Raw genomic sequence first — 24,615 nt, 5'->3', positions numbered from 1 at the left:
ACTTTAAATTGATTTTACAAAAGTACAAAGATACGGATTTATCGCTCAGGATTATTAAGAATTACCAAAGCTGCAATAACTCCAGGAACCCATCCGCAAATCCACAATAAAAAGGTAATTAATATTGAGCCACAACCCTTATCTAGCACTGCTAAAGGCGGAAAGATTATGGACAAAATAACACGCCAGATACTCATAATTTCGATTTTTTGATTTGATGTATCTGTAGGACGTTATTTTGTTAAAGTTGTTACACTTTTATCTCAGCACTATTTTATTGTTTCGCAAAATTGCGTAGTTTCGTTTTATGCGCTTTAAATTATTGATTTGCTTTTTATTTATATCGCTTTCCTGCAAGGCGCAATATTCCTTTTCGGGCTACACCAATCCTGAGGAATGGCAAAACACGGTTTATCTTTCTATAGTCGAGGATTATCGTAAGATGTCTGGCGTATATTCAGAACAAATCATAGCAAAAACTACAGCAGACGAGACTGGCTTTTTTGAGTTTAAAGGCGATATGCTCAGTACCGAAAATCGCATTTATCGCATCCATGTAGATAAGTGTACAGAAACACAACAAAACCTTAATCACTTTAATGGTCATTGCAGTAATAGTGAAGAATTACTGTTTATTGCCAAAAATACGGATACTTTAAAACTACCGTTTTCATTTGGCAACCAGGTATTTTGTAAAGTAGAATCTAACAACCCAAGAGCTAATGCATTTTTAAAGATAGATTCCTTAAAAAACGATATGCGTTTTGCGTATGGTGAAGTACGAAGTGAAGCCAACCGAAAACTGAACAATAAAAAGTGGTTTACCACACTACAAGATTATGGAACTGCTTTAAATGAACCTATAGCAGAACTCGCCATCTACACTTATTTATCGGATAGAAGCAGCGATTTACACAGCTATTATGTTGAAGATCTACAGAACAATTCCTATTATGACGATCTTGAGGAACGCTTGGAAACAACGTATCCTAACGCACCATACACTACGCAATACAAAAATGAATTGGCCGCTGATCGTTTTATGCTTTCATCTTCCGCTGCTGAAAATTCTTCAAGTCCTAGTTGGAATGTTTATCTCTACGGGATCTTAGCACTTTCATTCTTATTGAATGTATTCTTACTCTATCGTATTTGGAAAAACAGACAGTCTAATTCTGAAGATTTAAAGTCTAAATTATCCAAACAAGAACAAGTTGTTTTAGAGCATCTGCTTCAAGATAAAACGAATAAAGACATTGCTGAAGCCCTATTTTTGAGTGTTAGCACTATAAAAACACACACCAATAACATCTACAAAAAGTTAGAAGTACAATCTAGAGAAGATGTTAAGTCGCTGTTTATAAAATAGTTGAAAAATTCAACCTAGGTACTAGTACCAATTTCCAACCTCATATTTCTTAATTTTTCATTTCTAAGTTTGAAGTTTGTTTCAGTATTAATCAAAAATTTTAAAACCATGAAACGAACAGTAAACACTATTCTAATTTTTATCCTTTCAGTAGGATTATTCAATGCAACTTCTAGTAAGATTGAAAGTAAAACAGGTAAAGTAGCCATCATTTCATTTGAAACTGAGGTCATCGATTATGGAACCATAGAGCAACATTCGGATGGCACACGATTGTTTACTTTTACCAATGAAGGTGACGCTCCTTTATTAATTACAAACGTAAAAACCAGTTGCGGCTGTACTGTACCAAGCTATTCAAAAGAACCTATTTTACCTGGGAAATCTGGAGAATTAAAAATTAAATATGACACTAAAAGACTTGGTGCTTTTACAAAAACCATTACAGTAACTTCTAATGCTGAAGGTGGTAACAAAATCTTGAAAATTAAAGGGAATATAATAGCCTCGAAGTAATTTGAAACACACCTTAATAAAAACTGCTAAAAACTATTGTTCTTTAGCAGTTTTCTTTGTTTTATACTTTAAATAAATAACGTAATTTTGCCGTCTTAAATGAATTAAAAAATGCAACTTTCAGAACAAGAATTAGTAAGACGTCAAAAGTTAGAAAAACTTCGTGCTTTAGGGATTAATCCTTATCCAGCCGATTTATATCCTGTTACGCACACTTCCAAACAGATAAAATCTGATTACGAAGAAGGTAAACAGGTGGTTATAGCTGGTCGTCTTATGGCAATTAATGTTCAAGGAAAGGCTTCTTTTGCACAGTTACAAGATAGCGAAGGCCGTATTCAAGTCTATTTTAACAGAGATGAAATTTGCCCAGGCGAAGACAAATCGTTGTACAACGATGTCTTTAAGAAATTAATCGACTTAGGTGATTTTATTGGTATTGAGGGCGAATTGTTCACCACCAAAGTGGGTGAAAAAACAGTAATGGTAAAGGAGTTTAAACTGTTAAGTAAAGCTTTAAAACCATTACCAATTCCAAAGCAAAAAGACGGAAAAACCTACGATGCGTTTACAGATCCTGAGCAACGTTACAGACAACGTTATGCAGATTTGGCCGTAAATCCGCACGTAAAAGATGTGTTTGTAAAGCGTACAAAGTTATTTAATGCTATGCGTCAGTTTTTTAATGATGCTGGTTATTTTGAGGTTGAAACACCAATCTTACAACCAATTCCTGGTGGTGCAGCTGCGAGACCTTTTGTAACACATCACAATACTTTAGACATTCCGTTGTATATGAGAATTGCTAACGAGCTTTACTTAAAGCGTTTAATCGTTGGTGGTTTTGAAGGTGTGTATGAGTTCTCTAAAAACTTCCGTAACGAAGGCATGGACAGAACTCATAATCCAGAGTTTACAGCAATGGAAATCTATGTAGCCTACAAGGATTACAACTGGATGATGGACTTCTGCGAAAAGCTGCTAGAGCATTGTGCTATTGCTGTAAACGGAACTTCTGAAGCGACGTTTGGCGAGCACAAAATTAACTTTAAAGCACCATACAAGCGTATTTCTATGCGAGATTCTATCTTAGAATTTACAGGTTTTGACATCTATGATAAAACTGAAGCTGAAATTAGAACTGCAGCAAAAGACATGGGTATTGAAGTTGACGACACAATGGGTAAAGGCAAGCTGATTGATGAGATTTTTGGCGAAAAATGTGAAGGTAACTACATACAACCAACATTCATTACAGACTACCCTAAAGAGATGAGTCCGTTGTGTAAAGAACACAGAGAAAACCCTGAATTAACAGAGCGCTTTGAGCTTATGGTTTGTGGTAAGGAAATCGCAAATGCATATTCTGAGCTTAACGATCCAATAGATCAGCGTGAGCGTTTTGAGCACCAATTAAAACTAGCTCAGAAAGGTGATGATGAAGCTACAGAGTTTATTGATTTTGACTTCTTACGCGCTTTAGAATACGGTATGCCACCAACTTCTGGAATGGGAATTGGAATGGATAGATTGATTATGTTCTTAACCAACAACCAAAGTATACAAGAAGTATTGTTCTTCCCGCAAATGCGACCAGAGAAGAAAAAAGTAGATTTAAGCGATAACGAAAAAGCGATTTTTGAGATTCTTAAAAAAGAGCAACGTATGGACTTAAACGAGCTTAAAACACAATCTGGTTTAAGTAATAAGGGATGGGATAAAGGCATAAAAGGCTTAGGAAAACACGGCTTAACAAAAGTTGAAAAGACTGATGAAGGGTTGTTTGTTGAGATGGTTTAATCTCAACAAACAATTACTTTATCCTATTTTTTAATGGGTTATTTAAGGCTGTTAAACGAAGTTGAAAACATTTAGTTCCAATCACCAATATCGGTTGGAACTTTTTCATTTAAATACAGTTCAAGAAAACTTACTAAATCTTTAGCAATAAATTTACTAGGCTCTCCATTTTGTCCTAGTTGTACTATTTGACCTATATAGCCATTTTCATCAGGCAATAAATCCATAGCATATTTATAGGTATAATCCTCATAAAAAGGCAACCATCTTGGAGAACTATATAAAGAAACTACTCGTTTTGAACTGTCCTTGTAGCTTTTGTCTTGTAATTTTCCGATTGGAGTATTGTAAAACACATAGCTTAATTGTTGTAAACGCACCTTGAGCTCTCCCAGTTTGACAAAAGGACCATTAAGATTTTGATATTTAAAAAAGAACCTCAAATCTTCAGGAAGTAGAGTTTCAGAAGATTCCAAGAAAACCTTTTTAGGTAATGGATCTATTTTACTCTTATATTTAAACTTAAATTTAGTATTAATTTTTCCCCAAACATCTAGTAGTCTTGTAGTATCTAACTCAACTCGTTTTTGGGATTTCCCTTCATACTCGTATAGTAATTTATCGTGCTCTCGCCTACTTATTATATTGTAAGTTGACACACTATCATTCTCATAATAATGCTTAAAAGGATAATTGTAATAATCTGAATTTTTTACAAAATCGTATGTTTCTATATTACTATTGGCAGATGACACAAACAATTGTCCATCAATACTTTTAACTCCAATAAAAACGTTAAATGGCTGCTCATAAGATTTATTTATAATATCTCTTACATCCTTCAAAAAAAGATATTGATCTGCCGTCTCAACAATATTAAATTTATCGATTTGAAATAAGGTTAATATCATATTATTCTTAACAGTAGAATTTATCTTTACCTCATCGCCATTTATTTCATAATTACCAAAATCAACTTTTGTATGCAATAAATAAGATATTGAATCTTTCTCAAATAAAGGTGAGTTACTAGCATTAGCAAAGTCAGCATTTAATTGCTCTAGATGAAATTGTCGTTCTTGATTCTGATTCTCAATTTTCGTTTCATTCTCACTTTTCTGAATCATGGAATCAACTTCATAGTAAGCCAAAACTATTAATAAAGATACTATTTTATAGGCCAAAAAAGCCAAAACCAAAAAATGCCACCATGGTCTTTTCAGAGGCATTGTGTTGTAACTAGCCAACAGTGATTTTGGTGCTGTTTTTTTGTAATGGTGCTGACCACAATTTCTACACACAAATTCAATTTCTTTCATTAATGGAATTATCGGAATCCAAAATAGATGAAAATAACTTGCAGTTCCTTTAACATCAAAAGACCCAACACTATTGCACTTTGAACAAGTTGTATTACCAGCAACAGGTTTACTTTTTAGTTTTGAGTCTCTAACCCCAAATATTACAAAATACATATTTATGCTTTTTTTACCTTGTCGTAAAAATAAACATCATTATGTTACATCATAATGGTTTTGTTAAATTGATTCATTGTTATGAAACCTAAGGATTTGCAGTTCTGTACTTTTTTACTATTTTCACATCCACGCTAATGAATAATTCTCTTAAGCTATGATCAAAAAAATCACTTTTTTAATCTTAATCTGCTTCGTTGTTTTTTCATGTAAAAAAGATGACGATACTGTAGATGCATGTCTAGAAATAACAAATGTTATTGCAACTAATATTACCACTTCTATTGCAACAATTAACTGGACAGATCCAAACGGAAGTGATTCTTATATCGTAGAATACGGAGAATCTGGCTTTGTTTTAGGTTCAGGAACTATGGTTGTTGAAACTATGACATCAACAACTTTATCTAACTTAAATCCAGAAACAACATACGATGTTTATGTTCAGGCTGTTTGTTCTACAAATAACTCTAGTTTATTTTCAGACGTCTTAAGTTTTACAACAGAAACGTTACCTGTAGTACCAGAGTTTAGACCAAATCTTTCAGAATTAAATTTATTTTCAGGAAATCTTGGAGATTTAAACATTTCATCGCGAGCGTTTAAATATGAGCTCAACACACAACTATTTACCGATTATGCGCATAAACAACGATTAGTTGCTCTACCTGAAAATACTACAATGCAATACGATGGTGATGGTTTACCTATTTTTCCAGATAATACTGTTATTGCAAAAACATTTTATTACAATATTGACGAGCGCGATTTATCACTTGGCAGAATAATTGTAGAAACACGCGTTCTCATAAAAATTAATGGAGCCTGGGAAACCGGAGATTACAAATGGAACGCAGAACAAAATGAAGCTACATTAGATTTAAATGGAAGTATTGTACCTGTAATTTGGATAGATGTAAATGGAGAAACAAACTCAGTTGATTATGAAATACCAACTAACACAGATTGCTTCACGTGCCATCACACCTATGAGGACATAACACCAATTGGCCCAAAACTTAGAAACATGAATTTTAACGTTGATGGAGTCAACCAATTGGATGAGTTTATAAACAGGCAACGCCTAACTGGTGTATCAAGTAGTACTGAGGTCTCTTCTATAGTTAATTGGCAAGACACTTCAGAATCGCTCGAAGACAGAGCCAGATCTTATTTTGATATTAACTGTGCACATTGCCATATAGAAGGAGGCACCTGCGAAGTTCAATCTACGCTACGTTTAGCTTTTGAAACATCTCTAGAGGATTCTAATATTGTTGAAAGAAAGTCTAGTATTTCATTAAGAATTTCTGAATATAGTCAAGATTTCAGTATGCCATTTATTGGCACAACTATAATCCACGCAGAGGGTGTAGAGCTCCTTAGAGCTTACTTACAAACACTTTAAGCTTGCGTTAAAAAAAATATAAAATAGATTATAAAACTGAAAGATTCTTAATAGAATCCTTATTTTCATGCAAATTTTTTAAAACCGACTCAAAGTGAAACAACAATCCATTAAGCTACTCTTCGTAGCTTCGGCTTTTTTAGCATTTTCTTGTTCTACAGCCAAAAAAGCCAACAAATCTAAGAAAACAGATGCCACTGCAATGGCAAAACCAGCTGGAAAGAAACCAGGAAAAAACGACCCACAACCTTATAACAAGATAATTACAAAAGACGCTAAAAGCGACGAAGGTTTATTTACAGTACATTCATTAGACGATAAGTTTTACTATGAAATACCAGATTCTCTTTTTGATAGAGAAATGTTGATGGTAACGCGTATAGCAAAAACGGCTAGTGGACTTGGTTTTGGTGGAGGCAAACAAAACGAGCAGGTTTTACGCTGGGAAAAGAAAGGTCATAAAGTAGTGCTTCGTGTAGTCTCTTATAATGTTACAGCCGCAGATTCTCTACCTGTAAACGAAGCTGTAAAAAACTCTAATTTTGAGCCTGTATTATTTACATTCCCTATACAAGCTTACAGCAAAGATTCTACAAGTACCGTTATCGATGCTACACCTTTATTTGAAAAAGATGTAAAATCACTTGGTCTTCCTCAGTTTAGAAGAATGCCTTACAAGGTTACAAGATTAGAAAGTGACAAGTCTTTTATTGAAACTATTAAAAGTTACCCTAGAAACATTGAAGCTCGCCATGTAAAAACGTATGCTGCTGGTTCTCCTCCTTCAAACTGGAGTACAGGAAGTATTTCTATTGAGATTAATAACTCTATGATTTTGTTACCAGACAACCCAATGAAGCGTCGTTATTTTGATGAGCGTGTAGGTTGGTTTACAAGTGGTACAACCGATTATGGTTTAGAAGATCAAAAAAGCAAAACCCTAACTTATCTAGATCGTTGGAGACTTGAAGTTAGAGATGAGGATATTGAAAAGTTTAAACGAGGAGAGTTAGTAGTTCCTAAGAAGCAAATCGTTTATTACATCGATAGAGCGACTCCAGAAAAATGGAGAAAATATATTAAGCAAGGTATTGAAGATTGGCAAGTTGCCTTTGAAGAAGCAGGCTTTAAGGAAGCTATAATTGCTAAAGATCCACCATCTGTTGAAGAAGATCCTGAGTGGAGTCCAGAAGACGTACGCTATTCTGTAGTGCGTTATTTGGCATCTCCGATTCCTAATGCAAACGGACCTCACGTAAGTGACCCAAGAACTGGTGAAATTTTAGAAAGTGACATTAACTGGTACCATAACGTAATGTCTTTATTACGTGGTTGGTTCTTTGTTCAAACTGCAGCTATTAATCCAGATGCACAGAGTCCTCAGTTTAAAGATGAAGTTATGGGACGTTTGATTCGTTTTGTATCAGCACATGAGGTTGGGCACACTTTAGGATTACCGCACAACATGGGAAGTAGTGTTGCTTATCCTGTTGAAAAACTTAGAGATGCTGAGTTTACTCAAAAATTTGGAACTGCACCTTCTATAATGGATTATGCACGTTTCAATTATGTTGCACAACCAGGTGATGAAGGTGTGGCTTTAATGCCAAATATTGGTATTTATGATATGTATGCTATTGCTTGGGGTTACAGACCTATTTTAGATAAAACTGCTGAAGAAGAAAAACCAATCCTAAACGAATGGATTACAGAGCACGCTGGCGACCCAATGTTTCGTTTTGGACATCAACAAGTAGGTGATATTCACGATCCTAGTTCTCAAACTGAAGACTTAGGTGACAATGCCATGCTTGCTAGTGAATATGGCATCAAAAACCTTAAGCGCATTGTTCCTAAATTAATTGAGTGGACTACAGAAGCTGGTGAAGATTATGATGATTTAGAAGAAATGTACGGTCATGTAGTTTCGCAATTCAACCGTTACATGGGACATGTTTCTAATAACATTGGTGGAGTTTATGAATATTATAAAACAGCAGATCAAGAAGGTGCTGTTTATACTCCAGTGCCAAAAGCACATCAAAAAGAAGCAATGCAGTTTATTCAAGATAATTTATTTACAACTCCTGAGTGGTTAATCGACGAAAATATCTTTGACCGTATAGAGTATTCTGGTTCTGTAGAGCGCGTGCGTGCTTTACAAGCAAGAACATTGAACAACATCTTAAGCTTAGGTAAAATGCAGCGCTTAACCGAAGCACACACCTACGATAGTAACGCATATGCTTTAACAGACATGATGAGCGATTTACGCAAAGGTATTTGGAGCGAATTACGTACTGGTAAGAAAATAGACACTTACCGTCGTAATTTACAACGTGCTCATATAGATCGTTTGGCATATTTAATGACTGCTGAAAACCAAAGTGGAAGATCACCTAGCCCTTACATGAAAGCTACTGCCGTTAATACAAGTCAGTCTGACATTAGAGCAGTTGTTAGAGCAGAGTTAAAGACCTTAAGAAGTCAATTACGCTCTGCTCGTGGTGGAGATGCTATGAGTAGAATTCATATTGCTGATGCGATAGAACGTATCAACGATATTTTGGATCCTAAATAATCTGAGATAAATAATATTTCAAAAAGGCTTCAAGTTAACTTGAAGCCTTTTTTATAGATAAAATTTTATACAATATCTCTTTATTATTGATAACTACCAATTTAAAATCACTATTTTTAGTGTTCTAACACCATAAATCAGTTAAAGATGAAAAATTTAATTCTAATCCTCCTCTCATTTGTAGCACTTAACTTAAGCGCACAAGAAAAAATAGTAGTTAAAAAGGAAACATCTAAGACAGAGCAGCAAAAGTTAACACAAGGTAACAATGCTAAAACATTAGCTAAAACCGAAACCCAAAAGCTTTCCAAACAATTAGAACTTACTTCTGAGCAAGAGGCTAGAGTTTATGATATTTTTCTAAATCATTTTGAAAATGAACTAAAGGAAAAAGAAAAAATAAAAACTTTGATTAAATCAAAAAACAAAGAAAACAGAGAAGAGATTAAACAAAAAATAGCCAAACAAAAAAATGGTAACAATGAGGCTTTAAACTCTAAACTGAAAGAAGTTCTAACAGCAAAACAATTAGAAATTTATCAAAAAGAAACTTCTGAAGCCCTAAAAACCAAGCAAAAAAAGCTAAGAGTAAAGAATTAATTTCTTCTTGGAAGAATAAAACAGCAAAGGTTTAAATAAAATTATTATTTTAGTAACCTATTTAACTAAACAATCCACAATGAAAAAGATAATTACATTAGGTTTATTTGTTTTTGCAATGTTCTTAGGAACTGGATCGCTTATGGCGCAATCAAACAAAATAGAAGTAAACAAAAAAGCATCTGAAAAAACCGAAGAATTAGTAAAGCTTACAAAGTGCGACAATAACCAAAAAGACCAAATCTATTTGGCTTTACAAGAGTTTACTCAAGCTACTTTAGATTTAAAAAATGCTACAGTTGTAAAAGAAGATGCTGTTAAGAAAATAAAAACGCTTTTAGACACTAAGATGCAAGACATTTTAAATGAAGCACAATACGAAAGCTACAAAACTTACTTTGAGGAAAACTTAAAGAATTTGCAGTAGTTAATATTGATATAAAAAACAGAAAAGCTTCGCTAATGCGAAGCTTTTTTTTATTACAACTCTTTTGCAACTTCCTCAACCGCTGCGATAGTTTCATTTAAATCTTGATAGGTTAAAGCATCTGTAATAAACCATGTTTCAAAAGCACTTGGTGCAATATATACACCTCTATTCAGCATACCATGAAAGAATTTTTTAAAAGTATCATTATTTCCTTTTGCTGCACTTTCAAAATCTAATACAGGCTCTTCTGAAAAATGAACAGAAATCATAGAACCAATTCTATTTATAGAATGCAGCACTCCATTTTTATTTAAGGCCTCAGCTATACCATTATGAAGATATTTTGTCTTCTCTTCTAGCCTATTCATTAAACCTTTATCTGTATTAATTGCCTTAAGCATTGCTAGTCCAGCAGCCATAGCTAATGGGTTACCGCTTAAAGTTCCTGCTTGATAAACTGGCCCTAAAGGTGCTAAATAATTCATTATTTCATCTCTTGCTGCAAAAGCTCCTACAGGCAATCCACCTCCTACAACTTTACCAAAACATACAATATCAGCATTTATTTCTTTTAATTCTTGTACACCTCCTTTAGCGAGTCTAAAACCCGTCATTACTTCATCAAAAATTAAAAGCATATCGTTTGCATCACAAATTGTTCTTAAACCTTCTAAAAACCCTTCAACTGGTGGAATACAACCCATATTACCTGCTACTGGCTCTACAATGATAGCAGCAATTTCACCTTTATTCGCTTCAACTAATGATTTTACATTTTCAATATCATTATACGTTGCCAAAAGTGTATCCTTAGCAGTTCCTTGAGTTACTCCAGGACTATTGGGTGTACCAAACGTAACGGCACCACTACCTGCAGCAATTAAGAAAGAATCACTATGACCATGATAACAGCCAGCAAATTTTATAATCTTATCTTTTTTAGTATAACCTCTTGCTAAACGGATAGCACTCATACAGGCTTCTGTACCAGAATTAACAAAACGAATTTTATCAATGTTAGGTACCATGGATACTGCAAGCTCAGCAATCTCTGTTTCTAATGCTGTTGGCATTCCGAAGGAAGTCCCCTCCTTGGTTTTTTCTATCACAGCATCCACAACTGGCGGAAACGCATGACCCAATAACATTGGTCCCCAAGAATTTATATAATCTATAAAACGATTTCCGTCTTCATCGTAGACATAAGCACCTTTTGCTGATTTGGCAAAAATTGGAGTACCACCAACAGCATTAAATGCTCTTACTGGCGAATTAACTCCACCAGGTATTACTTGTTGTGCCTCTCTTAATAAAGCACTACTTCTTTGATATAACATATTTAATTTGGAATCTTTAATTCTTGACCTATAGCAAGTGCATTAGAACTTAATCTGTTCATACTTTTTATGGCATCTACAGTAGTATTGTAACGCTTAGACAAGGAATACAATGTATCTCCTTTTGCAACAATATGTATTGTTGTTCCGCTATTAACTCTAACAATTTTAACGGTTTCTTCTTTTGAACCTAATACTTCCTGATCGTATTCATACAACTTATAGCGCTCTATTAAACCTATAAGCTTATCTGGATATTTTCTATCGGTAGCATAACCTGCTTTTTTTAAACCTCTTGCCCAGCCTTTATAATCATCTTGTTTTAATTTAAACAAATCCGCGTATCTACCTCTTCCTGTTAAAAATTTCGAATGGTCTTCGTAAGAAGATTTTGCTTCTCGGTATTTTCTAAAACACTCTTGTAAACTGTCATCATCGTGATAAATTTTTGCACCTGTCCAACCGTGGCATTTAATCCCAAAATGGTTATTTGCCTTAACAGCAAGCCGCCCTTTTCCAGATGCCGATTCGAGAATTCCTTGAGCTAATGTAATACTAGCAGGTATCTTGTATTTGCGCATTTCATCTTTAGCAATTTCTGAGTAAGTTTCAATATATAATGCTGTAGAGGTAGGCGGTTTAACTTCTACTTCTTTTTCGGAAGTTTCTACTTTATCAATTTCTTTAGTTTCTACAACTTCTACAGTCTTGGTCTTTTCTTTTTGTTGCTTTTTTTTAGTTACAATACCTTTTTTTGGTCCACATGAAAATGCAACCATAGCCATTACTAAGACTACATATTTAAAATTGATTTTTATTCTATTTGAGGCCATCCTTTTTGTTTCAGTTTTATATTCATTCCATCTATACCTTGCAAACCACCTGTGTGTATTGCTAATATTTTTGCTTCTTCAGGAAAAAATTGTTTTTCAATCAAATCAAAAATACCATACATCATTTTACCTGTATAAACAGGATCTAATAGAACATTATACTTTCTTTTAAAGTCATTAATAAACGTAATCAATTCTGGCTTTATTTTTCCATAACCGCCAAAATGGTAATCCGTTATTAAGTCCCAGTTCTCTTTTTTTGCAAATTTACGAATATCCTCTCGGATAAAATCACCTTTCAGAGCAGGAAAACCTAATATTTTCTGATGAGGTTTTGATGTATTTATCAACCCAGAAATCGTGCCACCTGTACCGACACAACAACAGATAAAATCAAAACATTCATCATCAATATTCAAAATTTCTTCACATCCTTTTACTGCTAGTTGATTTGTACCACCTTCTGGCACCAAATAAAAATCACCAAATTCTAATTTAAGGTTTTCAATAAAATCGTTTTCTAATTTATTCCTATACGCTTCTCTTGTCACAAACTTAAATTGCATACCACAAGATTTTGCAAACTTTAAGGTTGGGTTAGACTCCACCTTGTCTTTGAGCTCCTCTCCTCTAATAATTCCTATAGTCTTAAAACCATAAGATTTGCCTGCATAAGCGGTCGCTGCAATATGATTAGAATACGCACCTCCAAATGTTAAGAGTGTATTTTTATTAAGCGCTTTTGCTTTTTGAAGATTGTATTTAAGCTTTCTGTATTTATTTCCTGAAATGAAAGGATGGATGAGATCTTCCCTTCGCATTACAACATTATTATTTGCATATAAAATTATTTCATCCATTGAACAAAACACTTTATCGATATTCCAATTAAGAACAAACATTAACATATTGACTTTGTTTACATTAGCCTAATATTATGCCCTTATACTCAAATCTACTTATAAGCACTTAATACCTACCCTACAAACAGGCTTATGACAAAAAAATTATGTTTATTATCATTCTTGTTAGTATTCGTTTTTACTAATGTAGATGCGCAAGTTACAATTTTTGCGGAGGATTTTGAATCTGCAGCAGGACCAGAGAACATTGCTAGCCCATATATCAATTGGCAAAATGGTCAGTTTACAACAACACCTCCAACAAACAACAATTATTTTTGGGTTTTTGATAATACCAGATGTAATGTTATTTCTGGAATTTACTCTATGGCTGTTAGTATTAACACGCCTGTTACTTCTGGAACTCTACCAGAGTACAGAACTACTAGAGTTGCCAGTACTTTTGTTTATCACACTACTCCAATAGACGCAACCAATTTTACTAACTTAACTCTAGATTTCAATTGGATATGTGAAGGTGAAACGGGTTTTGACTATGGTTCGGTTTTATATTCTCTAGATGCAACAAACTGGTCCACACTTCCTGGTGTTTACCAAGGTCAAAACACTGTTCAGAATGTTACAAACCTCGACTTATCTGTTTTAGATGGTCAAATTTTTTACTTAGCCTTTGGTTGGAATAATGATAGTTCTCTTGGAAGCTTCCCTGGTTTTATTGTTGATGATATTGATGTAAAAGGAACACCTCTATCTGCTTGTACTACACCAAACCAACCTACAGGATTGAATCTTACACCAACAAACAACACTATAATTGGATCTTTTAATAACGCAGCACCTATTCCAGACAACTACTTAGTGTTGATAAGTACTAATGCCACACCACCAACACCTGTTGATGGAACCACATACAACATTGGGGATACTATTGGCACAGGAACTGTCGTAGATATTGATTCTGATACTAGCTTTACTGCTACTGGCCTTAATGCCAACACAACTTATTATGTTTTTGTCTATTCATATAATTCTCTTTGTTCTGGTGGACCAACATACAATGTAGTTTCTCCATTATCTGGAAATGACACAACAACCAACTCTATTTATTGTACTCCGTTAACTCAAAATTCACCAGGAACATTATATATAGACGATGTACAATTTTTGGGAACTCTTAATGATATTAATAATATATCTAACGGATTTTCTTCTGCTCCATCTGGATACCAAGATTTTACCACCTCAATAGCTAATAGTGTTCAAGCGCAAGGACAAGGTATTAATATCTATGTAGGATCCAACACTGCTAGAGGTAGATATAAAGCTTGGGTAGACTGGGACAAAGATGGACTATTTGATAATACTACAGAGTTAGTATATGACTCTGGTGGCGTATTAACTGCAACTACAACATTTGGATTTGTAATTCCGACCAATCAACCCATAGGTGATTATAGAATACGTATACGTTTTAATAATGCCTATAATGATCGTTTTGGAACTGAGCTAGGATCATATGATTATACTTCCTGCGAAACTTTTATAAATTATGACTTTTCTGGTCCAAATAATGATTACACAGACTACGGTGAGGCTGAAGATTATTTGTTTACTGTTGTTCAAAGTTGTACTGCTCAAATTACCAGTATTTCTGAAGGTAGCACATGTGGACCAGGCTCTGCAACATTATCCGTAACCGGTAATGCTTCTGCTACTGATTTTTATTGGTATGCTAATGAAACTGGTGGCTCTCCTATTGCTACTTCAGCTACTTTTTCGCCTAATATTTCAGCCACAACAACCTATTGGGTTACTGCTACTGATGGGTCTTGTGAGTCTCTTAAAAGGATTGCGGTTACAGCGACATTAAACCCTATTACCGAACTAACAATAACACCCGCTACACCAATAATATGTGGCAGTAATGATGTTATAGAAATTGCTGCTAGTGGCAGTACAGAAGTTGCTTATTTGATTGATGAAGATTTTGAAAGTGGAGGAACAGGTGTGTTTAATGTAATTAATTTTATAAATAACAGTCCCGCTGAAGATGCTATGACGCAATGGCAAAATAGAACAAGTACTTTTGTTCCCAATCAACAAGTATGGTATCCTGCTATTTCTTCAGGATTTGGAACCAATCAATTTGTGATGGCGACTTCAGATATAAATCCTTCATCAGGTTACGTATGGACATATCTAGAGTCACCTGTATTAGACTCATCAAACTTCACAGATTTAACTTTGAGTTTTGATATGTATTTCTCTAAATATTCTGCAACATCTAATCCAGACAATGTTTTAGTTTACGTATCAACAGATGGTGGCACAAACTACAATCTAATTCAAGATATTGATTATGATGTTGGTATAGGAACAAATTTTGACAACATAAATATTGACTTATCTGCTTACGTAAATGAGCCTAACCTAAGAATAACTATAGATTACTACGCAGGATGGATGGATGGCGTTGCCATAGATAATGTTCAATTATTTGGAAACAGACCTCTAAACCCCTCCTTTACATGGACAGGCACAGTAGATGCATACACTGATGCTGCTACTACAATTCCTTACACACCAGGATCTCCAGCTGCCTCAGTATTTGTAAAGCCTACATTAGCACAGTTAAACATGAGCAATTTTACGTTTACTGCTAATGCAACCTTATCTAACGGTTGTACCATAAACAAAGACATTACAATTACTAACAATAGTAAAATTTGGAACGGCTCTGTAAATTCCGACTGGGACACAGCTGCTAATTGGTCACCAAATGGTATACCAACAAGCGACAATTGTATCTACATAAGAAATACTGGCACTAATCCTATTATCCCAAGCACTACCGATGGCAATGGCCTCAACCTAACCATTGAAAACGGTGCTACATTGACACAACTATCTAATTCTACGTTGACTATAGTAAACTTTATAGATGTTGAAACCGGTGGCGAATACGACATAGAAGATAGCGCTAGCTTAATCCAAGTTGATGATGTAGCAAATACGGTAGATGGCACTTTTACAATGGACAGAAACACAAACATCAGAGTCAACGATTATGTGTATTGGTCTTCGCCAGTTACCAGTTTCGACATCCAAAACGTATCACCAGGAACACCTAATGGCTATAAATACCAGTGGCTTCCATTCGTAACAAGACTACCTGGACCACCTGGACCTTTGGATTATGGTGAATGGCAAGCCTATAACTCCGGGCCAATGGACATCGGCAAAGGCTATATCGTAAAAGGCCCTACAGGACATACTGCCACACCCTCTAACTTTACAGCTACGTTTTCTGGAACACCTAATAATGGACAAATCACCCAGAACATTCAACGAAGTACATACACTGGTGCAAATTACTTCTACAACCCTTATGGAAACGATCTCCTAATGGTAACCAGCGATGATGACAACTGGAACCTTATCGGTAACCCTTACCCTTCAGCTATAGATGCTATAGACTTTTTAACACATACTGGTAATGGCAACATTACAGGTAGTGTTTATTTATGGACTCACGATACTGATATTGCCATCGCACCAGACCCTTTCTACGATGATTACGTGTACAACTATGATGTTGCTGATTATATTGCTTATAACTCTAGTGGCACGTCGACTCCAACAGGGTTTAACGGAAATATTGGTGCAGGACAAGGATTCTTCGTACTAATGACCGATGCAGCAACAACAAACGAAACTGTGACCTTCGATAATACTATGAGAAGCAGTGCTTATGCTAATGATCAGTTTTACAGAACCAGCAACCCTTCTGATATGGATGGTTCGGCGGCCAACAGAATATGGTTAGATTACGTGAACCCTTCTGGTCAGTCCAATACAACTTTAGTTGCCTATGTTGATGGTGCTACTAACGACGAAGACAGAATGTTTGATGCGCCAACCACCACTGGAAATGGACTGGACCTTTATTCCTTAATAGATGAAAAAGCATACCTTATACAAGGACGTCAATTACCTTTTGATGTTAACGATCAGGTACCGATTGGTCTTAATATTTCAGAATCTGGAATACAGACCATAGCCATCAATACCTTGCAAGGTGTATTCTATGACAGCAATCAAGATATTTTTATTGAAGATCTACTCAATGACACTATCCATAACATTAAAGAATCACCTTACTCGTTCACAAGTGAATCAGGAATTATTAACGATCGCTTTATCTTAAGATTTACCAACACGACACTTGGTTTAGATGATTTTGATACTCTGAACGGTATAAGTGTTTTTGAGGACAATGATAAAATAACCGTAAAGTCAGATTATGGAACTATTGCTTCAATAGATGTTTACGATATTTTAGGAAGAACGTTATACTTCAATAAATCTGTTAACGCTAGTAGATTTTCTATTGAATCTATTTCACCTTACAATGCCACACTATTGTTAAAAATTAAACTAGCGGATGGCAAACAAAAAATAGCTAAGATTATTTTTTAAAATACTTTACAAAATTCCAAAAAGGCCTCTTTTTTAAATAATCGAGGTCTTTTTCATTTATACATGCCTCACGTTCAAATGATATGTTTCGGTAGGTCAATTGCCTGTTTCTGTATTTTAACAACCAACAGCTCAAGTTATTCTCAACACAACACCTATTTTCTTAATAATTTATTTAATAAAATGTTAAATTAATTTTATTTTTTTTACATTTACCCATAATCCCCACATAATCTTCTATTTACAACATAATCTTACCAGCTCCTTGGTATAATTATATACTAACCTTTCTTCATGGTAACCAACCAACGTTTGTGGTTATTCAATATTGAATAACCACATAAGATAAAATGAATTTACTAGAAACCGTAAAACTAGTAATTCTAAATTTCAACGCTTTTGCTTATGAAGAAATTTTTACTAGCTCTGATTATAATTTTTTTAGGCTTCACGACTAATGTTATGGGGCAATGTGCTTCTTTTGGAACAGATCAATGCACAACACCTGCACCTACTGTTGTTGGTAATTCTATTTACTGTAATCCTCCACTAAATAATGCAGGAAGAAATAATTTTAGAGTGACTAACATGATAGCAAACGCAACATATAGAGTATCAAACTGTGGCTCTGGTGTTGACACTCAAATGACTATTAGAACTGTGGCAGGTGCTTCTGTTGCATATAACGATGATAATGGCCCTGCTTGTACTGGCACAGCGGCTTCAATTGATTTTGTACCACCATCCACTGGAGACTACCGAATCCAGGTTAATGAATATAATTGTGCAACTACCCCTTCCTTCAATGAAACAGGGGATATTACTGTAACCCTAATTGCAGACCCACCACCACCATTAAGTAATGATGAGTGTATTGATGCAATTCCACTCACAACTACTTCGACCTGTAGTTATACAGCATATAGCAATTCTGGTGCCTCAAGTAGCTCAGGAGTTCCTTCTCCAGGATGTGCATCTTACTCGGGAGGTGATATTTGGTTTTCAGTTGTTGTAAATGCTTCAGGAGAAATTACTATTGACACTCAATCTTCTGGAATTACAGACAGTGGTATGGCTCTTTACTCAGGTAGTTGTGCGAATCTAACACTTATTGAGTGTGATGACGACGATAGCGACAACGGACTGATGTCTATGATAACCTTGACAGGCAGAACTCCAGGAGAAACCATATATATACGTTTTTGGGAATATGGTAATGACAATCAAGGTGCATTTGGAATTTGTGCTACTTCACCCATTCCTCCAGATGTTTATGGAGTAGCTTTAGATTGTCCTGGTGATGCAAGTCAACCATTAACATCTACATATAGTTGCCAAGGTCTATTAAGTATTGGAAATACAATCAATGGAAATTTGAATGCAGCTACAGATAGTGTTGCATTACAGCCAGAAATATTTATTTCAAGTATCGACCCATGTTCTTTTGACACTACTGACACATCAAATTACACTTCTGTAGATTTCACAGTAGATACCACAGGAACTTATGTGTTTGCAATGGAAACACCAGTCCCTTATTTTGATGCCATGGGATACATATATGAAACTGCTTCTGGATTTGTACCAGGAGCTTGTTCTGCAGGGTATATTGCTGGTGACGATGACGATGGCCCCGACCTAGACCCTCAAATTACAGCAAATCTTGTAGCAGGTACAACTTACACTTTGGTTACTACAAAATTTTCATTTAGTAGCACTACCCATACTGGGCCATTTACATGGACTGTAACAGGTCCAGCAGGTGACATAGATTGGTATACAACAGCTGTGGGCGGAACACCTATTGGTAGCGGCTCTTCTTTTGACCCTGTCGGTGTAGTTGGCTCTCCGCTTACTGATACAAATACACCTGGTGTATATTCTTTCTGGGGTGCATGTCCTAGTGATCCTAGCATTAGATATCAAGCCGATTATATAATAGGTAAACTATGGAACGGCACATTAGGTAATACAGATTGGAATATAGACACCAATTGGCTACCTATTGGTGTACCTATGAACACAAACTGTATAATAATACCCGACACTGGAGGGTATGATCCAATAATAGACGGCACTACCGATGGCAATGGCCTCAACCTAACCATTGAAAACGGTGCTACATTGACACAACAATCTAACTCTACATTAACCATTGTCAATTTTATTGATGTACAAACTGGTGGCACATACGACATGGAAGATAGCGCTAGCTTAATCCAGGTTGATGATGTTGCAAATACCGTAGATGGTACTTTTACAATGGACAGAGACACCAACATCAGAGTCAACGATTATGTGTATTGGTCTTCGCCAGTTACCAGTTTCGACATCCAAAACGTATCACCAGGAACACCTAATGGCTATAAATACGAGTGGCTTCCATTTGTAAATAGAGTGCCTGGACCACCTGGACCTTTGGATTATGGTGAATGGCAAGCCTATAACTCTGGGCCAATGGACATCGGCAAAGGCTATATCGTAAAAGGCCCTACAGGACATACTGCTACACCTTCTAACTTTACAGCTACGTTTTCTGGAACACCTAATAATGGACAAATCACCCAGAACATTCAACGAAGCACATACACTGGTGCAAATTACTTCTACAACCCTTATGGAAACGATCTCCTAATGGTAACCAGTGATGATGACAACTGGAACCTTATCGGTAACCCTTACCCTTCAGCTATAGATGCTATAGACTTTTTAACACATACCGGTAATGGCAACATTACAGGTAGTGTTTATTTATGGACTCACGATACTGATATTGCCATCGCACCAGACCCTTTCTACGATGATTACGTGTACAACTATGATGTTGCTGATTATATTGCTTATAACTCTAGTGGCACGTCGACTCCAACAGGGTTTAACGGAAATATTGGTGCAGGACAAGGATTCTTCGTACTAATGACCGATGCAGCAACAACAAACGAAACTGTGACCTTCGATAATACTATGAGAAGCAGTGCTTATGCTAATGATCAGTTTTACAGAACCAGCAACCCTTCTGATATGGATGGTTCGGCGGCCAACAGAATATGGTTAGATTACGTGAACCCTTCTGGTCAGTCCAATACAACTTTAGTTGCCTATGTTGATGGTGCTACTAACGACGAAGACAGAATGTTTGATGCGCCAACCACCACTGGAAATGGACTGGACCTTTATTCCTTAATAGATGAAAAAGCATACCTTATACAAGGACGTCAATTACCTTTTGATGTTAACGATCAGGTACCGATTGGTCTTAATATTTCAGAATCTGGAATACAGACCATAGCCATCAATACCTTGCAAGGTGTATTCTATGACAGCAATCAAGATATTTTTATTGAAGATCTACTCAATGACACTATCCATAACATTAAAGAATCACCTTACTCGTTCACAAGTGAATCAGGAATTATTAACGATCGCTTTATCTTAAGATTTACCAACACGACACTTGGTTTAGATGATTTTGATACTCTGAACGGTATAAGTGTTTTTGAGGACAATGATAAAATAACCGTAAAGTCAGATTATGGAACTATTGCTTCAATAGATGTTTACGATATTTTAGGAAGAACGTTATACTTCAATAAATCTGTTAACGCTAGTAGATTTTCTATTGAATCTATTTCACCTTACAATGCCACACTATTGTTAAAAATTAAACTAGCGGATGGCAAACAAAAAATAGCTAAGATTATTTTTTAAAATACTTTACAAAATTCCAAAAAGGCCTCTTTTTTAAATAATCGAGGTCTTTTTCATTTATACATGCCTCACGTTCAAATGATATGTTTCGGTAGGCTAATTGCCTGTTTCTGTATTTTAGTAATCGAACAACATATTCCAGAATATATATCATAAAAAAGGGAATAATCAATAACTCTAACTGTTGTCTCAAATGAATTTTTTCATGATTAATCAACACGCTATTCCCTTTCAATGTTTTGTGTTTTAAAAACATAAAAGGAAAAACAGTTAAACCTATATAACCTCTAGGCACTAAATATTTTGAAACTAGTATCACAGTGCTTTCAAATCAAAAATCAATCCAAATTACACTATCTTTGTAGGAGATGAAAAAATATGTCCCAATAGAAGAAGGTGATTACTATTTAACACCCGAAGGTTATCGCTGCTTTACAGAGCAATATCACTTAAAGCGCGGCTATTGTTGTGAAAGTGGTTGCAGACATTGCCCATACGGATTTAACAAAGAGAAATTAAAAAAGAAATAATGCAAGTAACAAAATTATCATTTAAGGATCAGATTATGGAAGGTATCCCTAACACTTTACCTCAACCAAAACCATACGATCCAAATATAAATCATGCGCCTAAACGAAAAGCAATTTTATCTCCCGAAGAAGAAAAGTTAGCACTTAGAAATGCATTGCGTTATTTTGATGAGAAACACCACAGTACGTTATTACCAGAGTTTAAGGAAGAATTAGACAAATACGGCCGTATCTATATGTACCGCTTGCGTCCTGATTACAAAATGTACGCAAGACCAATTGACGAGTATCCTGCAAAATCAAAGCAAGCTGCAGCTATTATGCTGATGATTCAGAACAACCTAGATTATGCTGTGGCGCAACATCCACATGAATTAATTACTTACGGTGGAAATGGTGCTGTATTTTCAAACTGGGCACAGTACAGACTTACAATGAAATACTTGGCCGAAATGAACAACGAACAAACGCTTGTGATGTATTCTGGCCATCCTATGGGTTTATTTCCTTCGCACAAAGAAGCTCCGAGAGTTGTTGTTACCAACGGTATGATGATTCCTAATTATTCTAAACCAGACGATTGGGAAAAATTCAATGCCTTAGGCGTTACCCAATACGGACAAATGACAGCCGGAAGCTACATGTATATTGGGCCTCAAGGTATTGTTCACGGCACAACGATTACCGTTTTAAACGGCTTTAGAAAAATAAACAAATCACCTAAAGGACACATTTTTGTTACCTCTGGTTTGGGAGGCATGTCTGGTGCACAACCAAAAGCAGGAAACATTGCTGGTTGTATAACCATCTGCGCTGAAGTAAATCCTAAAATCACTCAAATACGATTAGACCAAGGTTGGATTGATGAAAAAATTTCTGATTTAGACGAATTGGTTACAAGAGTTAAAAATGCTCAAGCTAACAAAGAAACTATTTCTATTGCTTACCTAGGAAATGTTGTTGAAGTCTGGGAAAAATTTGATGAAGCCAGCATTCATATCGATCTAGGAAGCGACCAAACCTCACTACATAATCCTTGGGCTGGAGGTTATTACCCAGTTGGACAATCTTTTGAAGATTCTAACGAAATGATGGCAAACAATCCTGAACTCTTTAAATCCAAAGTACAAGAAAGTTTACGTCGTCATGCAAAAGCAATAAATAAACATACAGAGAAAGGCACCTATTTCTTTGATTACGGAAACGCCTTCTTACTTGAAGCTTCTCGTGCTGGCGCAGATGTCATGGCAGAAAATCCAACTATTGGTCGCGAATTTAAGTATCCTAGCTATGTACAAGATATTATGGGACCAATGTGTTTTGATTATGGTTTTGGACCATTCCGTTGGGTTTGTGCTTCGGGCAAACCAGAAGATTTAGCAAAAACCGATGAGATTGCATGTGAAGTTTTAGAAGAGATTATGAAAAACTCACCTAAAGAAATTCAGCAGCAAATGGCTGATAATATTCAGTGGATTAAAGGTGCTCAGGAAAACAAATTAGTCGTTGGCTCACAAGCCAGAATATTATATGCAGATGCAGAAGGTCGTATGAAAATTGCTCAAGCTTTTAACGACGCTATCGCTAAAGGCGATATTGGTTATGTTGTTTTAGGTCGTGATCATCATGATGTTTCTGGCACGGATTCACCTTATCGTGAAACTAGTAATATTTATGATGGTTCACGTTTCACATCAGATATGGCAATTCACAATGTAATTGGAGACAGTTTTAGAGGAGCGACTTGGGTAAGCATCCACAATGGTGGTGGCGTTGGCTGGGGCGAAGTAATTAACGGTGGATTCGGCATGGTTCTTGATGGTACTAATGAAGCATCAACACGTCTCAAACAAATGTTGTTTTGGGATGTTAATAATGGAATCTCAAGAAGAAGTTGGGCAAGGAATGAAGGGGCTATTTTCGCCATAAAACGCGCTATGGAAACTGAACCAAATTTAAAAGTAACATTACCAAACACTGTTGATGATGATCTTTTAGAAAACATTTAAAAAAAAGTGATATGAAGAAACTACTCAAATTTACTCCGATTTTAGTTTTAGCCATTCTTCTATCGTCTTGTAGCTCTGTAAGAGTTGCAGCCGACTATGACAGAGAGGCTAATTTTGACCAATACAAAACCTTTGCGTTTTTTAAACCAGGTATTGATAAAGCAGAAATAAGTGATATCGACAAAAGAAGAATCCTAAGAGCTATTGAAGCCGAATTGATGGCGAAAGGTATGACTAAATCTGAAAATCCAGATATGCTAGTAAGTATCTTTACCAAATCCAATCAACGTGTTGATGTTTACAACAACGCTTGGGGCTATGGAGCTTGGGGCTGGGGAGGCTACAATCGTTGGGGTTGGGGCTGGAATCCTGGCTGGGGAAGAAGTAACGTTTCTACGTCTACTGAAGGCATGCTTTTCATAGATTTTATTGATGCCAATAAAAAGGAATTAATCTGGCAAGGTTCTGGAACTGGATATCTGGTAACTAATAATGTTGACAAGAAAGAAGCCAGAATCAAAGAATTTGTTGCTAAAACTTTAGAACAATTTCCACCTTCTAAATAATAGAATTTAAGCAAATAACACAAAGCACTGAGTCATCAGTGCTTTTTTTGTTTACAATTCCCAAACCTCCTATTATTTTAAATATTCTATCTTTGCCGACTTCAAAATGAA

At 35.6% G+C, this 24,615-nt stretch carries 17 protein-coding genes; 12 read left to right on the top strand and 5 right to left on the bottom strand.

Annotated features, from left to right (window positions below; translation table 11 throughout):
• Positions 1-38: 38 nt before the first annotated feature.
• Positions 39-197 (bottom strand): YqaE/Pmp3 family membrane protein, encoded by a 159-nt coding sequence (locus MST30_RS08475; protein WP_243470989.1) that lies wholly within the window; start codon positions 195-197, stop codon positions 39-41.
• A 110-nt stretch (positions 198-307) separates the two neighbouring features.
• On the opposite strand from MST30_RS08475, the gene MST30_RS08470 reads away from it, so the two are divergent.
• The 3 genes from MST30_RS08470 (at position 308) to lysS (ending at position 3,685) form a co-directional block, all read left to right on the top strand.
• Positions 308-1,369 (top strand): LuxR C-terminal-related transcriptional regulator, encoded by a 1,062-nt coding sequence (locus MST30_RS08470; protein ID WP_243470988.1) that lies wholly within the window; start codon positions 308-310, stop codon positions 1,367-1,369.
• Between the two features lie 108 nt (positions 1,370-1,477).
• Positions 1,478-1,885 carry a DUF1573 domain-containing protein gene (locus tag MST30_RS08465; protein ID WP_243470987.1) on the top strand — a complete coding sequence of 136 codons (408 nt, stop codon included), beginning with the start codon at positions 1,478-1,480 and terminating at the stop codon, positions 1,883-1,885.
• Between the two features lie 111 nt (positions 1,886-1,996).
• Complete coding sequence (lysS, locus tag MST30_RS08460) at positions 1,997-3,685, top strand: lysine--tRNA ligase (protein WP_243470986.1); 1,689 nt, start codon at positions 1,997-1,999, stop codon at positions 3,683-3,685.
• 71 nt (positions 3,686-3,756) lie between these two features.
• Here the strand turns inward: lysS and MST30_RS08455 are convergent, their stop codons facing one another.
• Complete coding sequence (locus MST30_RS08455; RefSeq protein ID WP_243470985.1) at positions 3,757-5,160, bottom strand: zinc ribbon domain-containing protein; 1,404 nt, start codon at positions 5,158-5,160, stop codon at positions 3,757-3,759.
• 157 nt (positions 5,161-5,317) lie between these two features.
• On the opposite strand from MST30_RS08455, the gene MST30_RS08450 reads away from it, so the two are divergent.
• The 4 genes from MST30_RS08450 (at position 5,318) to MST30_RS08435 (ending at position 10,176) form a co-directional block, all read left to right on the top strand.
• Entirely contained in the window at positions 5,318-6,568 is a 1,251-nt protein-coding gene (locus MST30_RS08450; protein WP_243470984.1) for a fibronectin type III domain-containing protein, read from the top strand.
• A gap of 94 nt (positions 6,569-6,662) precedes the next feature.
• The gene (locus MST30_RS08445) at positions 6,663-9,149 is read left to right on the top strand and encodes a zinc-dependent metalloprotease (RefSeq protein WP_243470983.1); all 2,487 of its coding nucleotides are present in this window, start codon (positions 6,663-6,665) and stop codon (positions 9,147-9,149) included.
• A gap of 147 nt (positions 9,150-9,296) precedes the next feature.
• Positions 9,297-9,749, top strand: coding sequence for a DUF4890 domain-containing protein (locus MST30_RS08440; protein WP_243470982.1), 453 nt, complete (start codon positions 9,297-9,299; stop codon positions 9,747-9,749).
• A gap of 79 nt (positions 9,750-9,828) precedes the next feature.
• On the top strand, positions 9,829-10,176 hold the full coding sequence (locus MST30_RS08435) for a hypothetical protein (protein WP_243470981.1): 348 nt from the start codon (positions 9,829-9,831) through the stop codon (positions 10,174-10,176).
• Positions 10,177-10,229: 53 nt separating this feature from the next.
• Here MST30_RS08435 and hemL read toward each other — a convergent pair whose 3' ends face one another.
• From hemL to MST30_RS08420, 3 genes are read right to left on the bottom strand one after another with little or no spacing between them, the layout of a single operon-like run.
• Positions 10,230-11,516, bottom strand: coding sequence for a glutamate-1-semialdehyde 2,1-aminomutase (gene hemL, locus MST30_RS08430; RefSeq protein WP_243470980.1), 1,287 nt, complete (start codon positions 11,514-11,516; stop codon positions 10,230-10,232).
• Between the two features lie 2 nt (positions 11,517-11,518).
• Positions 11,519-12,349 (bottom strand): glucosaminidase domain-containing protein, encoded by an 831-nt coding sequence (locus tag MST30_RS08425; RefSeq protein ID WP_243470979.1) that lies wholly within the window; start codon positions 12,347-12,349, stop codon positions 11,519-11,521.
• The gene (locus tag MST30_RS08420) at positions 12,331-13,209 is read right to left on the bottom strand and encodes a 1-aminocyclopropane-1-carboxylate deaminase/D-cysteine desulfhydrase (protein ID WP_243470978.1); all 879 of its coding nucleotides are present in this window, start codon (positions 13,207-13,209) and stop codon (positions 12,331-12,333) included. Before MST30_RS08420 ends, MST30_RS08425 begins: the two co-directional genes overlap by 19 nt.
• A 135-nt stretch (positions 13,210-13,344) precedes the next feature.
• Between MST30_RS08420 and MST30_RS08415 the strand changes: the two genes are divergently transcribed.
• The 5 genes from MST30_RS08415 to MST30_RS08390 all read left to right on the top strand — a co-directional run bounded on the left by MST30_RS08415 (position 13,345) and on the right by MST30_RS08390 (position 24,504).
• Positions 13,345-17,691: a RemA C-terminal-like gliding motility protein gene (locus MST30_RS08415; protein ID WP_243470977.1), complete on the top strand. Its 4,347-nt coding sequence runs from the start codon at positions 13,345-13,347 to the stop codon at positions 17,689-17,691.
• A 405-nt stretch (positions 17,692-18,096) separates the two neighbouring features.
• Positions 18,097-21,399 (top strand): RemA C-terminal-like gliding motility protein, encoded by a 3,303-nt coding sequence (locus MST30_RS08410; protein ID WP_243470976.1) that lies wholly within the window; start codon positions 18,097-18,099, stop codon positions 21,397-21,399.
• A 368-nt stretch (positions 21,400-21,767) separates the two neighbouring features.
• The gene (locus MST30_RS08400; protein ID WP_171032453.1) at positions 21,768-21,929 is read left to right on the top strand and encodes a C1orf53 family protein; all 162 of its coding nucleotides are present in this window, start codon (positions 21,768-21,770) and stop codon (positions 21,927-21,929) included.
• Positions 21,929-23,938, top strand: coding sequence for a urocanate hydratase (locus MST30_RS08395; RefSeq protein ID WP_243470974.1), 2,010 nt, complete (start codon positions 21,929-21,931; stop codon positions 23,936-23,938). Before MST30_RS08400 ends, MST30_RS08395 begins: the two co-directional genes overlap by 1 nt.
• An 11-nt stretch (positions 23,939-23,949) precedes the next feature.
• Positions 23,950-24,504: a DUF4136 domain-containing protein gene (locus tag MST30_RS08390; protein WP_243470973.1), complete on the top strand. Its 555-nt coding sequence runs from the start codon at positions 23,950-23,952 to the stop codon at positions 24,502-24,504.
• Positions 24,505-24,615: the final 111 nt, after the last annotated feature.

The organism is Winogradskyella sp. MH6 (genome assembly GCF_022810765.1).
GTDB lineage: Bacteria > Bacteroidota > Bacteroidia > Flavobacteriales > Flavobacteriaceae > Winogradskyella.
This window is presented reverse-complemented; position numbering and strand designations above follow the sequence as displayed.

Excerpts from the sequence above, each read along its gene's own strand:
- MST30_RS08475 (WP_243470989.1), bottom strand. The coding sequence starts at position 197 with ATGAGTATCTGGCGTGTTATTTTGTCCATAATCTTTCCGCCTTTAGCA.
- MST30_RS08470 (WP_243470988.1), top strand. The coding sequence starts at position 308 with ATGCGCTTTAAATTATTGATTTGCTTTTTATTTATATCGCTTTCCTGC.
- MST30_RS08465 (WP_243470987.1), top strand. The coding sequence starts at position 1,478 with ATGAAACGAACAGTAAACACTATTCTAATTTTTATCCTTTCAGTAGGA.
- lysS (WP_243470986.1), top strand. The coding sequence starts at position 1,997 with ATGCAACTTTCAGAACAAGAATTAGTAAGACGTCAAAAGTTAGAAAAA.
- MST30_RS08455 (WP_243470985.1), bottom strand. The coding sequence starts at position 5,160 with ATGTATTTTGTAATATTTGGGGTTAGAGACTCAAAACTAAAAAGTAAA.
- MST30_RS08450 (WP_243470984.1), top strand. The coding sequence starts at position 5,318 with ATGATCAAAAAAATCACTTTTTTAATCTTAATCTGCTTCGTTGTTTTT.
- MST30_RS08440 (WP_243470982.1), top strand. The coding sequence starts at position 9,297 with ATGAAAAATTTAATTCTAATCCTCCTCTCATTTGTAGCACTTAACTTA.
- MST30_RS08435 (WP_243470981.1), top strand. The coding sequence starts at position 9,829 with ATGAAAAAGATAATTACATTAGGTTTATTTGTTTTTGCAATGTTCTTA.
- hemL (WP_243470980.1), bottom strand. The coding sequence starts at position 11,516 with ATGTTATATCAAAGAAGTAGTGCTTTATTAAGAGAGGCACAACAAGTA.
- MST30_RS08425 (WP_243470979.1), bottom strand. The coding sequence starts at position 12,349 with ATGGCCTCAAATAGAATAAAAATCAATTTTAAATATGTAGTCTTAGTA.
- MST30_RS08420 (WP_243470978.1), bottom strand. The coding sequence starts at position 13,209 with ATGGATGAAATAATTTTATATGCAAATAATAATGTTGTAATGCGAAGG.
- MST30_RS08415 (WP_243470977.1), top strand. The coding sequence starts at position 13,345 with ATGACAAAAAAATTATGTTTATTATCATTCTTGTTAGTATTCGTTTTT.
- MST30_RS08410 (WP_243470976.1), top strand. The coding sequence starts at position 18,097 with ATGAAGAAATTTTTACTAGCTCTGATTATAATTTTTTTAGGCTTCACG.
- MST30_RS08400 (WP_171032453.1), top strand. The coding sequence starts at position 21,768 with ATGAAAAAATATGTCCCAATAGAAGAAGGTGATTACTATTTAACACCC.
- MST30_RS08395 (WP_243470974.1), top strand. The coding sequence starts at position 21,929 with ATGCAAGTAACAAAATTATCATTTAAGGATCAGATTATGGAAGGTATC.
- MST30_RS08390 (WP_243470973.1), top strand. The coding sequence starts at position 23,950 with ATGAAGAAACTACTCAAATTTACTCCGATTTTAGTTTTAGCCATTCTT.